Genomic DNA, 13,030 nt, shown 5'->3' with positions numbered 1-13,030 from the left:
GCGGGAGACAGGTCGTAAGCCGGCGGTGAGCGGCTGCAACCCGGTCAGAGGGTGGAAACCGCTAAACGGTTTGGGTGGGGCGATCAGACGCCATGTGCGAACCCAGGATCTCTTCGATTTTGAGCCGCAACAGCCTGGATTTTTCGTCCTTGGGGAACAGAATGCCTACGCCTTGGGTTCGCCCACCAGCGGCTTTGGCAGGGGTTACCCACGCGACCTTTCCGGCTACCGGGTAGCGTTGTACATCCTCAGGCAGGGACAGCAACACGTACACATCATCTCCCAGGTTGTATTCGCGGGTGGTCGGGATAAACACGCCACCTTCGGTAAACATGGGAATGTAGGCGGCGTACAAGGCTGCCTTTTCTTTGATGGACAGCTGGATGACGCTAGGCCGGGCGCTAGGGGTAGAGGTGCTGCTCATGGTGTTCTGGTGTGGCCGGAGTGTAGGACGGATTGGGCTTGTGAAACAAGCGACTCGGTCATGAGCCCCGCGTTGAAGGGGTGATCCATGGTTTTCATGGCCTGCGCAAGGCTTTTGCTCCACTGGGCCAGTGCCAAGCGGGTCGGGCGAATATCTTTGATGGATGCTTTACCAAAGAAGCGCGGCTCTGCCCCCGCATCTTGCACCATCAGGTCGTGGCACAGCTTTTGGGCGCCTTCAATCAGCATTTGCGGCGTCCAGTCTTTCAAGGCGGTGTTATCCCCGGACGCCATCGCTCTCGGGAAACCGGCCCATTCTGCTGCGCTTGCGCCACTTTGCACCCGCCGCCAAGCATCCTCCGGTCGCCCGCCGCATAGTCGCAGCAGGTCAGGAATCAAATCGGCCGCCACGCCTTGCGCCTGCAGCCACGCCGCCGCCTCGGCCGCCGCAGGCCACAGCATGGTGTGGGCAATGCAGCGGCTGCGGATAGTGGGCAGCAATTGATGGGCGGACTCGGTCGCCAGCACAAAGCGCACATCCCCGGCAGGCTCTTCCAGTGTCTTGAGCAAAGCGTTGGCCGTGATGGTGTTCATATCCTCGGCAGGAAACACCAGCACCACCTTGCCCCGCCCTCTCGCACTGGTGCGTTGGGCAAATTCCACGGCATCCCGCATGGCCTCTACCCGGATTTCCTTGCTGGCTTTGCGCTTTTTGTCGTCAATGTCGGCTTGGGCCTTCTCGCTCAGGGGCCAGCCCAGCTCCAGCATAGTGGTTTCCGGCATCAAGACGCACAAGTCGGCATGGGTGCGCACCTCGATGGCGTGGCAGCTACCGCATACACCACAGGCCCCCTCGGGATGCGGGTTTTCGCATAACCAGGCGCGCGCTAGCGACAGCGCCAAGCCATACTGCCCCAGCCCGGATGGCCCCTGCAAGAGCCAGGCATGGCCTCGCTGAGTCAAGAGCTGACGCGTCTGGGTCGCAATCCAGGGCGCGGTGGCCTGCACATCGGTACTCATGGGGTTAACCAGCCACGGTCACGCAGCGCCTGCATCACCTCGTGGCGCACGGCGTCGGGCGTTTGGTTGGCGTTGATGCGGGCAAACCGCTCGGGCGCGGACTGCTGGCGTTTGGCGTAGCCGCCAGCTACTTGCGCAAAAAAAGCTTCCGGCTGCGATTCAAACTTGTCGGGTACCCGCGCCCCCGCCAATCGACTCGCGGCAACCGCAGGCGGCAGGTCAAACCAGATCGTAACGTCGGGCTGTAGCAAGGTTTGTGCAGCTGCACCTGCCGCATCACCGCCCTGCACCCAAGCCTCCAAGGTTTCCAGCATGTGCCAGTCGAACCCGCGCCCTGCCCCTTGGTAGGCAAAGCTGGCGTCTGAAAAACGGTCGCACAGCACCACATCCCCCCGCATCAGGGCCGGCCGGATCACTTGCTGTACGTGGTCGCGGCGCGCGGCAAACACCAGCAAGGCCTCCGTCATGGCATCCATGGGGGCTTGGAGCACCATCTCCCGGAGCTGCTCGGCCAGCGGCGTGCCGCCCGGTTCACGGGTCAGGGTAACGTGGCGCCCCTGGGCTTCAAATGCCCGGGACAAGGCGTCAATGTGGGTGGATTTGCCGGCGCCGTCGATGCCTTCAAAACTGATGAAAAGACCTTGCATGGGTAGCGGCTCAGCGCCCTCGTTGGTATTTGTCGACGGCTCTATTGTGCTCGTCCAGAGTGGCGCTGAATTGGCTGCTGCCATCACCGCGTGCCACAAAGTACAGCGCCTTGGAGGCCTGCGGCCTCACCGCTGCCATCAAGGCGGATTTTCCGGGCAAAGAAATCGGCGAAGGTGGCAGCCCTGCCCGGGTGTAGGTGTTGTAAGGCGTGTCGGTTTGCAGATCTATGCGCCTCAAATTGCCATCAAACTGGGGCCCCAAACCGTAAATGACCGTCGGGTCGGTCTGCAGTCGCATGCCGATCAACAACCGGTTGTGAAACACCGCCGAGATCAAGGGCTGGTCCGCCGTCTTCCCCGTTTCTTTTTCAATAATGCTGGCCAGCACCAAGGCCTGGTCGGGGGACTGCAAGGAAATAGCCGGGTTGCGCAAACTCCACGCTGCATCCAAGTGCTTGTCCATGGCGTGCAAGGCCCGCGTCCATACCGCCAGGTCGCTAGAGCCTTTGGAATAAGTGTAGGTATCGGGGAAGAATCGCCCCTCCGGATGCTGCCCCGGCCGGCCCAAGGCAGCCATCAGCGCTTCATCGCTCAGGTTGGCGCCTTCACTTTTCAAGCCATCGGCTTTGGAGATCGCTTGCCGCGCCTGCCGGAATGTCCAGCCCTCCACCAGCGTGACGGCGCGCAGCGCCTCGTCCCCGCGCACCAGTTTTTGCAGCAAAGAGAGCGGTGTGGTGTCTGCGCCCAATTCGTAGCTACCCGCCCGGATCAGTCGGCTCTTGCCGGACAGGCGAAACCACCAATACAGAAGATCCGGCTGCACCTCCACACCGGATGCCGCGACCAGCCGGGCCACCTCGCGCACCCCGGTGCCGGGCTCAATGCTCAAGTCCGCAGTGGCGGTGGCCATGGTGAGGGGCGTATGCACCCATGCAAAGCCCGCCCCCACGACTGCGGCAACCGCCAGAATGACCGCAATCAGATAACGCACAGCCCTACTCTCCGTCCGGATGAAACGGACAATCATAATTCAGCCCATGACTACTTTGACTTCTCCGCTCCACGCCACATTGCCCGATGGCGTGACCCGCCTGAGCCACTGGGGCGTGATCCGCATCCAGGGTGAAGACGCTGCCAAATTCATCCATGGCCAGTTGACCCAGGACTTTGCGCTGCTGGGTACCGACCAGGCGCGCCTGGCGGCCTTTTGCAATGCCAAGGGCCGCATGCAAGCCAGTTTTGTGGCCTACAAGACTGCCCAGGGCGACGTGTTTTTGCTGTGCAGCCGGGACTTGCTGGCCGCCACATTGAAGCGGCTGTCGATGTTCGTGTTGCGCGCCAAAGCCAAGTTGAGTGATGCGACCGACGCCTTTGCGATCTGGGGACTGTCAGGTTCTGCTACCAAAAACATAGCTACTGGCGCAAGTCCTGTGTGGGCTAAGGCCGAAAGTGAGTCTGAAATCGTAGTGCAGCTCTACTCGACGAGCACAACGCCCCGCCAGTTGTGCATTACCGCTGCAGACGCCTCTACGCCAGCAGGCGCGCCCCTCAGCCTCGACCTATGGCGCTGGGGTGAAGTGATCAGCGGGGTGGCTACAGTGAGCGCGCCGGTGTTTGAGGCTTTTGTGCCCCAGATGTTGAATTACGAGTCCATCGGCGGCGTGAGCTTCAAAAAAGGGTGCTATCCCGGGCAAGAGGTCGTGGCACGCAGCCAGTTCCGTGGCACGCTCAAACGCCGGGCGTTCATTGCGCATAGTGAATTGGCCATGGAAGCCGGCCAGGAAATCTTCAGCGCGGACGACGCGGAGCAAGCGGTTGGCACCGTGGTGCAAGCGGCCCCCAGCCCTGCCGGCGGGTTCGACGCCATTGTTTCGCTCCAACTGGCCGCCCAAAATTCGTTACTTTTGGTTTTTGGCACAGCTTTGCACTTGCTGCCCCTGCCCTATCCGTTGCTGGAAGACATTTGACCGGAATTTGTCACCCGAATTTGGTTATTGAGTTGTGCTGATGACGCGATAGCCCCTCATAATAGGCAGCGAAAGACCATGTGCCAAAGGGATGCCGCTCGCTTATGTCCACACCGCTTACCAAAGAAGAAGCCTTCGCCCGCTTGGGTTCCATCACCCGTGAGATGCACGAGGCCCTTTCGGTTCTCGGTAACAACCAGCTCCACAACATCGTTGAAGAGATCCCGAATGCCCGGGATCGCTTGGCTTACGTCGGAAAAATGACCGAAGACGCCGCCAACAAAGTGTTGACATTGGTAGAAGTGGCAAAACCCGCTTGCGACGATTTGGCCGGCCGCGGTGATGAGTTGGGCCAGTCCCTGCAGCGCTTGGCCAACGCCCCGGACATGAGCCCCGAAAAGGCTCGCGGCATGCTGATTACCTGCAGCAAATTTGCCCATGGCACCGCCGAGTTCGCGGGCAAACAGTCTGAAGTGCTGAGCGACATCATGATGGCGCAGGACTTTCAGGATTTGTCCGGTCAGGTCATTAAGAAGGTGATCGACATCATCACCCGCACCGAAATGCAGTTGGTACAGCTGTTGATCGACAGCTCCCCAGAGCCCGTGGCCAAACCTGCGGCCACCGAGACTGCTAGTTCGGTAGATACCCATGTGTTGGAAGGCCCGCAAACCGACGCCACTGCCCTCAAGCAAGACGATGTGGACGACTTGCTGGCATCCTTGGGCTTCTAAGCCCGCGAGCCTCTAACTTTCACGCACTTCGTCTGCGGCGCTCAAGAAAGCGCCAGCATCATCTCCTGGTGGGCAATGCCCGCCTCCATAAATGCAGGCCCCCGGGCCGTGAATCCGTCTTTCAGATAAAACCCCACCGCGCTGCTTTGGGCATGCAGCATGACCTCATGGTCGTGGCGCTCGCGCGCCGCGTCCAAGAGCGCGTGCAGCACCTGGCGCCCCAGACCTTTGCCACGCTCCGCCTGCGCGGTGGCCATGCGGCCGATGCGGCCCACGCCGGGTGCTTCCACCAGCAGGCGCCCGCTGGCTACCGCTTGGCCCTGGGCCTTGTAGGTGACGGCGTGGACGGCGGTCAGGTCCGCAGCATCACACACCAAATGGGCGCTGATGCCCTGCTCCGCCACAAACACGGCATGGCGCAGGGGGGCAATATCGGCCTCCAACGCATGCCAGGGGCCCACCACGGTGCGCAGTTGCGTAGGGGTCATAGGGTGTTTCTCCTCAAACATGGGGTTGCAAGGCCTGGTGCAAGGCGCGCGCTGCATCGGCATGGGCCTTGGCAGCTTCGGGCAGCGCCCGGCCCATTTTGATGAACTCGTGCACCACGCCCAGGTAAATCTCCAGGTCCACCGGCACGCCAGCCATGCGAAGCCGGTCGGCATAGGCCACGCCTTCGTCCACCAGCGGGTCGCATTCGGCCAGGCCTATCCAGGCGGGGGCGACACCGGCCAAGTCGGCCTCGTAGCCATCGGGCCGGCGGCCATCCAAGGGGGCAAAGCGCCAATCGTACCGGTCTGCCGGGGTGCGGATGTAGTGCCCGAAAAAATAGCTGATATTGGGCTCCTCCAGCACAAAGCCTTTGGCAAAACGCTGGTGTGAGGGGGTGTTCTGGTGCCCCGTGCAGCCGGGGTAAAACAAGAGTTGCAGCGCCAGCGGCAGGCCGTGGTCGCGGGCTTCAATCGCGCAGGCAGCAGACAGGGTACCGCCGGCACTGTCGCCACCGATGGCCAGGCGCGTGCCGTCCAAACCCCGCGCGCTGCCGTGCGCAGCAATCCATTGCAGGGCATCCCAGCTGTCTTCATGGGCGGTGGGGAATTGGTATTCCGGCGCCAGCCGGTAGTCCAGCGACACCACCGCGCAGCCGGCCAGGTGCGCCAGGCGGCGGCACAACCCGTCGTGCGTGGCAATGCTGCCTACGGTAAAACCTCCGCCATGCAGGTAGAGCAGCACGGGCAGCGTCGCGTCGCTGGGGGCGTAGTGGCGGGCCGGTAGCGCGTAGCCGTCGCGGGCAGGAATAGAGAAGTCTTCCACCCGCGCTAGCTTTTGCACCGGCAGCTCCAGCACATTGGCCGCCGCGGCGTAAGCGGCTTTGGCTTGCTGTGCGCTCATGGCGTGCATGGGCACGTGGCCGGCGCGGGCAATGCTGTCCACGACTTTGAGCGTGGCGGGGGTCAGCAGGTTGCGCGGGTTGGCGTGGCGGTCAAAGTGGTGACTCATGGAGGACAAGGGTTGGAGGCAAAAACAGTACAGTGGCGATTCATTCCATCCTACACGGCGGCACCATGGCTTTAATCTATTACGTCACCCAGATTCAGTTTGAATGCGGCGCCATCCGGTTGCTGCGCAGCGAGTGCGAGCGCACCGGCATCACCCGCCCGCTCATCGTGACCGATGCAGGCGTCAAGGCGGCCGGTATTTTGCAAAAGGCGCGGGATGCACTGGGCGATATGCCGGTGGCCGTGTTTGACCAGACGCCCTCCAACCCCACCGAGGCGGCGGTGCGTGCGGCCGCAGACATGTACCGCGCACAGGGCTGTGACGGGCTGATTGCCGTGGGCGGCGGCTCGGCCATCGATTGCGCCAAAGGGGTGGCGATTGCGGCCACGCATGAAGGCCCCCTCACCCACTACGCCACCATTGAAGGCGGCTCGGCACGCATTACCGACCGGGTGGCGCCGCTGATTGCCGTGCCCACCACCAGCGGCACCGGCAGTGAGGTAGCGCGCGGCGCCATCCTCATCGTGGACGACCACCGCAAGCTCGGCTTCCACAGCTGGCACCTAGTGCCTAAAACCGCGATTTGCGACCCCGAGCTGACCCTGGGCCTGCCGCCCCGCTTGACGGCGGCCACCGGCATGGATGCAGTGGCGCATTGCATGGAGACCTTCATGGCCCCGGCTTTCAACCCGCCGGCAGACGGTATTGCGCTGGACGGTTTGGAGCGCGCCTGGGCCTATATTGAGCGCGCCACCGCACAGGGCAGCGATGTGGAGGCCCGCACCCAGCTCATGAGCGCGAGCATGCAAGGCGCCATGGCGTTTCAAAAAGGCCTGGGCTGTGTGCACTCGCTGAGCCACAGCTTGGGCGGAGTCGACCCGCGCCTGCACCACGGCACGTTGAACGCCATGTTTTTGCCTGCCGTGATTGCCTTCAACGCGGCGGCCGAATCGGTGCAAAAAGACAAGCGCCTGCAGCGCATGGCCCACGCCATGGGCTTGGCATCTGCCTCCGACCTGGGCGATGCGGTTAAAGACATGAATGCCCGCCTCGGTCTGCCCACCGGGCTGGCTGCCATGGGGGTGACGGAAGACCTGTTTGACCGCATCATCACCGGCGCTTTGGCCGACCACTGCCACAAAACCAACCCGCGCCAGGCCAGCGCGGATGACTACCGGCAGATGCTGCTGCAGTCGCTGTAAGGGGGCCTAGGCAGCGGGTGTTACCGCGCCAGCACGCCGGCCACCACCGGGCTCAAGCTGCCCATGAACTGCTCCACGGCGCTGGTGTAGCTGCCGGGCAAGCCCAGGTCTTTGTTGATTTCGCTATGGCTCATGTCCTGGCCCAGCGTTTGCACCCGCACGCCCAGGCCTTGGGCGCGGGTGCCAAAGGCGGTAGCCTGCGCGCACGACTCTTCGCGCCGTGTAGAGCACACCGCCAGCATGGGCTTGGCACCTGCGTGCAGCTGCTGGTAGGGGGAAGCGGCCTTCCAGAACTCGGGGTCGGTGCCAAACGCCGGGTCGTAGAGCTTGAAATGCCGCTCTTTCATGATGGGCGCTACATCCAGCGCCGCACTGTCGAGGAGCACCGAGCCCAGCCACGGCAGCGCGCCGGCCTGCGGGCCGTAGAGGCTGGAGGACGACAGCAAACCCACCAGGTGGGCGCCGGCCGAGTGGCCCATCAGCACAAATTGTTTGGGGTCTGCGCCCCAGCCGGCGGCTTTGGCCTGGGCTGCGGCGAGTGCGCGGGCCACGTCGCGCACCTGGTCCAGCGGGTCGGCCTCGGGGAGCAGGCGGTTGTTCACCGACACCAGCACAAAGCCTTTGGCGACCCAGCGGTTGGCTTTGTTGTCCACCACATTGCTGTGGCGCTTGTCGCCAGTGCGCCAGCCGCCGCCGTGCACCATGAAGATCACCGGTGCAGCGGTGGCACCGGTCGCTTCGGGCAGGTACACGTCCATACGTTGCTTGGAGTCATTGCCGTAGGGAATGTCGCGCAGCACCCGCAGTTTGGAGTCGCTCACCACGCTGCCATCGGGGTTCTCCAGCGCGTCTTCGGCGCCCACCGCATCGCGGCGTTCCAGGATGTGCTGCTTGATGCGGTCCAGCAACGGGCCGGCCTGCGTAGGCACCGCCGTGGCCAGCAACAGGGTGCCGAGCAACGCAGCAAAAGCAAGTGGGAGAAAGTGCTGTTTATTCGGCAGGTTTGTCATAGCGGGTGCACCAAGTTCATGTCGGGCTTGTCCAGCCAGGCGATGAACTCGTCCACCAACTGCTGGCTGGCACGGGTGGCGCTCGTCCACGCCTTGACCCGTGCATCCAGATCATTGCCGTAGTGCGTAAAGTCTGTGCGGTCCGGAAGTTTGCTGTTCGGTAAAGTTTTAACCCACTCGGGGTTGGGTGCCAGCAGCACCATGGTGTCCAGAAACGGGCTGCTGCGATGTCGCCACTTCAGGCCCTTGTCCAGCCAGCCGGGCACCACGCTTTTTTGGAAGTGCGGGTACAGCACCAGTCTTGGAGCATCATTTTGGCTGCTAGCGCTCATGGAATATGCGCAAGCAGCTCCTGAATTGATAGCGTTTGGCGCATGACTTGCCCCCGGGTAATTCAGGTGCAGGTGGTAATCGGTGATGCCACCGTCCCAATACGCGCCTTTGGGGGCACCCGGAATGTCTTGGATGGCGCGAAGCACAAAGGGAATCGAGCAGCTGGCTTGTAAGGCCGGGTTGAAGTTGCCTTCACTCAAGGCCACCTGGCGGGTGCGGTAGTCACCGGTAGCAAACGGCAAAGCCGCTGCCCTACCCTCATCTGCCACCGTGCTGGAAAACACCACCCGCTCCAGCCACGCGCCCATGGCTTTGCGGCGTACCGTGTTGGTCAAAAAAGCGCCCAGATAGCCCAGCGGCGTGCGCAGCCCGTGCTCCGTGTGCAGCAAGTGGCGCCCGCGCGAGGTGACGATGTGCAGCCGGTAACGCGGGTGGTGCAGTACTTCGGGAATGCGCCCGCCGTAAAACGCCTTCAGGCTGCGACCAAAGGTTTCGCTCACCTGGTCTGCCGTCACCCGCTTCTGGCCGGGCGGCAGCTCGTAGTGCTGGTGGATGTAGTCGTGCTCCAAGCGCTCAAAGGCGGCTACCGGGTTGTTCAGGCAGGCCGTGGCCATGCGCCAAGCGCCGATGGACGCTCCCACCAAGTCCACCGCTTGGCTGGAGCGCGGCAACCACTCGCCAAACAAAAACCGGTCCAGGGGCCCGAGGATCAGACCTTTGGGACCACCCGCTGCGCCGGGAATGGTGGCAATGTGCTGCGGTTGCAGCCCGTGGCGGGCCAAAGAAGCGCGGGCCGCCGGGCCCGCATAAATACGAAGAGCTTGCATGGGAAATTCAGGTATGTGCCGCCCAATCGAACGGGTCTTGTTGCAGCACCATGTCGATATTCAGGCCCAAGGCCACGCCCACCGAGTCAGGGTAAGTCACGGCCAAGCCCTTGTCGGTGAGGTGGGCCTCTTTGGCGCGGGCGCGCCAGGAGGCCAGGTGGATCACGCCGGCCAGGGGCTCGTAGACATGGTTTTCAAACGGGGCGTACTGGTGCTCGATCGCGTCCACCATGGCCTTGGGAAACTGCCACATGCGCGCATAGCCTGCGCCCACGCTGGCGTAGCAATAGCCCAGCACACTACGCTCTACAAACGCGCGGTTCAGGGCCAGGGGGGCAATTTCCTTGTCCAGCATGGCGCTCACATCAGGCATGGCCAGGTGCATGGCCAGCTCGCCCACCGCGTGAATCAGGCCGGTGGCAAAAGCGGCTTGCGGATTGAGCCGCACCAGGGTGGCCAGCGAGCGGGAAAGCTTGGCCACATTGAGGCTGTAGGCCCAGAACTGCGTGAGCTGGATACCCGGCACCGCCTTGGGCGAGGCCGCGGCGGCTGCCGCTTGTGCCATGGAAAGCACATGGCTCAAATCCAGCAAGGCCAGCGCCTCCGACACGGTGCTGATCTTGCCGGACTGCTGGAAAAAGCTGGAGTTGGCCAGCTGCAGCAGTCGGGTGGTGAGCGCCGGGTCGGTGCTGATCAGGCGGGTGACCTTGTGCAGGTCCACCTCGGGGCGCTCCAGTTCGCTGAGCAGCAGTGCCACCACTTTGGGAATGCTGGGCAGGTGAAATTGCTGCTCCAGCAATGCACTGAGATTCATGAAAGTGCCTTCCGCAAGCTACAAACGGTTATGAGCCCGATTATGGCGTGCAGAGGCCGCGGTGTGCTCGCAAACGGCTAGCGCTTGAGCTTGGCAAATGCCGCGGCCATGGCGTTGCCCGCTGCCGGTGCGCTGTCTTGGTAGCGGCCGACCTGGCGCTCGCCACGGGCCGGGCCCTGATAGCGGTTATCACCGGCTCTTTGGCCCCCAGCGCCCTTGGCGCCTGCGGGAGCTGCTCCTATTTTCATAGTAAGGCCGATGCGCTTGCGGGCCACATCCACTTCTACCACCTGCACTTTGACGATGTCGCCGGTCTTCACGACCTCACGGGCATCGTTCACAAACTTGTGCGCCAGCTGGCTCACATGCACCAGGCCGTCCTGGTGCACGCCCAGGTCGATGAAGGCGCCGAACTGGGCCACGTTGCTCACGGTGCCCTCCAGAATCATGCCTTCCTTGAGGTCGGCAATGTCTTCCACGCCGTCGTTGAAGCGGGCCACCTTGAAGTCCGGGCGCGGGTCGCGCCCGGGTTTTTCGAGTTCGGTGAAGATGTCTTTGACGGTGATCACGCCGAATTGCTCGTTGGCAAACAGCTCGGGGCGCAGGGTCTTGAGCATGTCGGCGCGGCCCATGATCTCGGCCACCGGCTTGCCGGTCTGCAGCATGATTTTCTCGACCACGGGGTAGGTCTCGGGGTGCACGCCCGTCATGTCCAGCGGGTTGCTGCCACCACGGATGCGCAAAAAGCCTGCGCTCTGCTCAAAGGTTTTGGCGCCCAGGCCGGTCACCTTCATCAAATCCTGGCGGCTGCCAAAGGCGCCGTTGGACTCACGCCAGCGCACCACCGCCTTGGCCACAGTGCCCGACAGACCGGAGACACGGCTGAGCAGCGGCACCGAGGCGGTGTTCAGGTCCACGCCCACCGAGTTCACGCAGTCTTCCACCACCGCGTCCAGGGTTTTGGCGAGTTCGCTCTGGTTCACATCGTGTTGGTACTGGCCTACACCGATGCTCTTGGGGTCGATCTTCACCAGCTCGGCCAGCGGGTCTTGCAGGCGGCGGGCAATCGAGGCCGCACCACGCAGGCTCACGTCCACATCGGGCATTTCTTGGCTGGCGTATTCGCTGGCGGAGTACACCGAGGCGCCCGCCTCGCTCACCACCACTTTGTCCACCTTGATCTCTGGTGCGCCAGCCTGGTCGGCCATCTTGGCCAGCAGCTTGATCAGGTCCGCCGCCAGCTTGTCGGTCTCGCGGCTGGCGGTACCGTTGCCGATGGCAATCAGGTTCACGCTGTGTTTGGCGCACAGCTTGCCCAAGGTGTGCAGCGAGCCCTCCCAGTCCTTGCGGGGCTCGTGGGGGAAGACGGTGGCGGTGTCCACCAGCTTGCCGGTGGCATCGACCACCGCCACTTTCACACCGGTGCGGATGCCGGGGTCCAGGCCCATGACCACACGGGGGCCGGCGGGGGCTGCCAGCAGCAGGTCGCGCAGGTTGTCGGCAAACACCTTGATGGCCACCTTCTCGGCGTCTTCCCGCAGGCGGGCGAACAGATCGCGCTCAGTGGAGAGGCTGAGCTTGACCTTCCAAGTCCAGGCCACGCACTTGCGGATCAAATCGTCGCCGGGACGGCCTTGGTGGCTCCAGCCCAGCTTGAGCGCCAGGCGGCCCTCAGCCAAGGACACCACCGCTGCAGGTCGTTTTGCTACGGAATTAGGAGCTGCTTGCGCAGATGCTGCGGGCGCTGCAGCCGCATTTTGCATAGGTTCCGGCAGCACCAGCTTGGCATCCAGAATGTCCAGCGAGCGGCCGCGGAACACCGCTAGCGCGCGGTGGCTGGGCACGCGGCCAATGGGCTCGTCGTAGTCAAAATAGTCGCGGAACTTGGCGACATCGGCGTTGTTCTCGTCCTTGCCATCCATGAGCTTGGAGCGGAACAGGCCTTCCTGCCACAGCCACTCGCGCAGGTCTTGCACCAGCACCGGATCTTCGGCCCAGCGCTCGCTCAAGATGTCGCGCACACCGTCCAGCACCGCCAGCACGGTGGTGAAGTCGTCGCCGGCCTCCGTTTTTTCTTTGAGCACAAAGGCCTGTGCCTCGTCCATGGGCACCAGCTGCGGGTTGGCATACAGCTTGTCCGCCAGCGGCTCGATGCCGGCTTCGCGGGCGATCATGCCCTTGGTGCGGCGCTTGGGCTTGAAGGGCAGGTAGATGTCCTCCACCTCTTGCTTGGTGGCTGCGGCATCAATGGCGGCCAAGAGCGCGGGCGTGAGCTTGCCCTGCTCTTCAATGCTTTTGACCACGGCCTCTTTGCGGTCGCGCAGCTCACGCAGGTAGCCCAAGCGGGCTTCCAGCTCGCGCAGCTGGATATCGTCCAGACCATCGGTCACTTCCTTGCGGTAGCGGGCGATGAAGGGCACAGTGGCGCCGCCATCCAACAAGGCCACGGCGGCCTCGACCTGCTGGGGGCGTACACGGATTTCTTGCGCAATTTGCGCGATGATTTTCTGCATTACGAAATTTCGGGTGAAAACCTGAGTGGGTCAATCGATCAAG

13 protein-coding genes are annotated in these 13,030 nt (G+C 63.1%); 3 read left to right on the top strand and 10 right to left on the bottom strand.

Annotated elements, in window-relative coordinates:
• Nucleotides 1-61: 61 nt before the first annotated feature.
• The 4 genes from FDM28_RS12095 to mltG are packed head-to-tail and all read right to left on the bottom strand — an operon-like array spanning nt 62 to nt 3,081.
• Nucleotides 62-424 (bottom strand): PilZ domain-containing protein, encoded by a 363-nt coding sequence (locus FDM28_RS12095; protein ID WP_138515437.1) that lies wholly within the window; start codon nt 422-424, stop codon nt 62-64.
• A complete protein-coding gene (locus FDM28_RS12090) occupies nt 421-1,443 on the bottom strand; it encodes a DNA polymerase III subunit delta' (RefSeq protein ID WP_138515436.1) in 1,023 nt (340 codons plus the stop codon). The genes FDM28_RS12095 and FDM28_RS12090 overlap by 4 nt, the downstream gene beginning before the upstream one ends.
• On the bottom strand, nt 1,440-2,090 hold the full coding sequence (gene tmk / locus FDM28_RS12085; protein ID WP_138515435.1) for a dTMP kinase: 651 nt from the start codon (nt 2,088-2,090) through the stop codon (nt 1,440-1,442). The genes FDM28_RS12090 and tmk overlap by 4 nt, the downstream gene beginning before the upstream one ends.
• 10 nt (nt 2,091-2,100) lie before the next feature.
• Nucleotides 2,101-3,081 carry an endolytic transglycosylase MltG gene (gene mltG, locus FDM28_RS12080; protein WP_338110192.1) on the bottom strand — a complete coding sequence of 327 codons (981 nt, stop codon included), beginning with the start codon at nt 3,079-3,081 and terminating at the stop codon, nt 2,101-2,103.
• 46 nt (nt 3,082-3,127) lie between these two features.
• Here mltG and ygfZ point away from each other — a divergent pair, with 46 nt between their 5' ends.
• Both ygfZ and FDM28_RS12070 read left to right on the top strand, forming a co-directional pair.
• Entirely contained in the window at nt 3,128-4,057 is a 930-nt protein-coding gene (ygfZ, locus tag FDM28_RS12075; RefSeq protein WP_138515433.1) for a CAF17-like 4Fe-4S cluster assembly/insertion protein YgfZ, read from the top strand.
• 104 nt (nt 4,058-4,161) lie between these two features.
• Nucleotides 4,162-4,791: a protein phosphatase CheZ gene (locus FDM28_RS12070; protein ID WP_138515432.1), complete on the top strand. Its 630-nt coding sequence runs from the start codon at nt 4,162-4,164 to the stop codon at nt 4,789-4,791.
• Nucleotides 4,792-4,832: 41 nt separating this feature from the next.
• Here the strand turns inward: FDM28_RS12070 and FDM28_RS12065 are convergent, their stop codons facing one another.
• Nucleotides 4,833-5,279, bottom strand: coding sequence for a GNAT family N-acetyltransferase (locus tag FDM28_RS12065; RefSeq protein ID WP_240791992.1), 447 nt, complete (start codon nt 5,277-5,279; stop codon nt 4,833-4,835).
• A 13-nt stretch (nt 5,280-5,292) separates the two neighbouring features.
• Nucleotides 5,293-6,288 carry an alpha/beta hydrolase gene (locus FDM28_RS12060; protein ID WP_138515430.1) on the bottom strand — a complete coding sequence of 332 codons (996 nt, stop codon included), beginning with the start codon at nt 6,286-6,288 and terminating at the stop codon, nt 5,293-5,295.
• 65 nt (nt 6,289-6,353) lie between these two features.
• Here FDM28_RS12060 and FDM28_RS12055 point away from each other — a divergent pair, with 65 nt between their 5' ends.
• Entirely contained in the window at nt 6,354-7,490 is a 1,137-nt protein-coding gene (locus FDM28_RS12055) for an iron-containing alcohol dehydrogenase (RefSeq protein WP_138515429.1), read from the top strand.
• 20 nt (nt 7,491-7,510) lie between these two features.
• Here FDM28_RS12055 and FDM28_RS12050 read toward each other — a convergent pair whose 3' ends face one another.
• The 4 genes from FDM28_RS12050 to FDM28_RS12035 form a co-directional block, all read right to left on the bottom strand.
• Nucleotides 7,511-8,500 carry an alpha/beta hydrolase gene (locus FDM28_RS12050; protein ID WP_138515428.1) on the bottom strand — a complete coding sequence of 330 codons (990 nt, stop codon included), beginning with the start codon at nt 8,498-8,500 and terminating at the stop codon, nt 7,511-7,513.
• Entirely contained in the window at nt 8,497-9,660 is a 1,164-nt protein-coding gene (locus tag FDM28_RS12045) for a patatin-like phospholipase domain-containing protein (RefSeq protein ID WP_138515427.1), read from the bottom strand. The genes FDM28_RS12050 and FDM28_RS12045 overlap by 4 nt, the downstream gene beginning before the upstream one ends.
• 7 nt (nt 9,661-9,667) lie before the next feature.
• Entirely contained in the window at nt 9,668-10,474 is an 807-nt protein-coding gene (locus tag FDM28_RS12040; RefSeq protein WP_138515426.1) for an HDOD domain-containing protein, read from the bottom strand.
• Nucleotides 10,475-10,551: 77 nt separating this feature from the next.
• Entirely contained in the window at nt 10,552-12,987 is a 2,436-nt protein-coding gene (locus FDM28_RS12035) for a Tex family protein (RefSeq protein ID WP_138515425.1), read from the bottom strand.
• Between the last annotated feature and the right edge of the window lie 43 nt (nt 12,988-13,030).

Origin of the sequence: Rhodoferax bucti (genome assembly GCF_005876985.1) — a bacterium.
GTDB classification, from domain to species: Bacteria; Pseudomonadota; Gammaproteobacteria; order Burkholderiales; family Burkholderiaceae_C; genus Allorhodoferax; species Allorhodoferax bucti.
The sequence above is the reverse complement of the archived record's forward strand: the minus strand, read 5'-3'. Positions and strand labels throughout refer to the sequence as shown.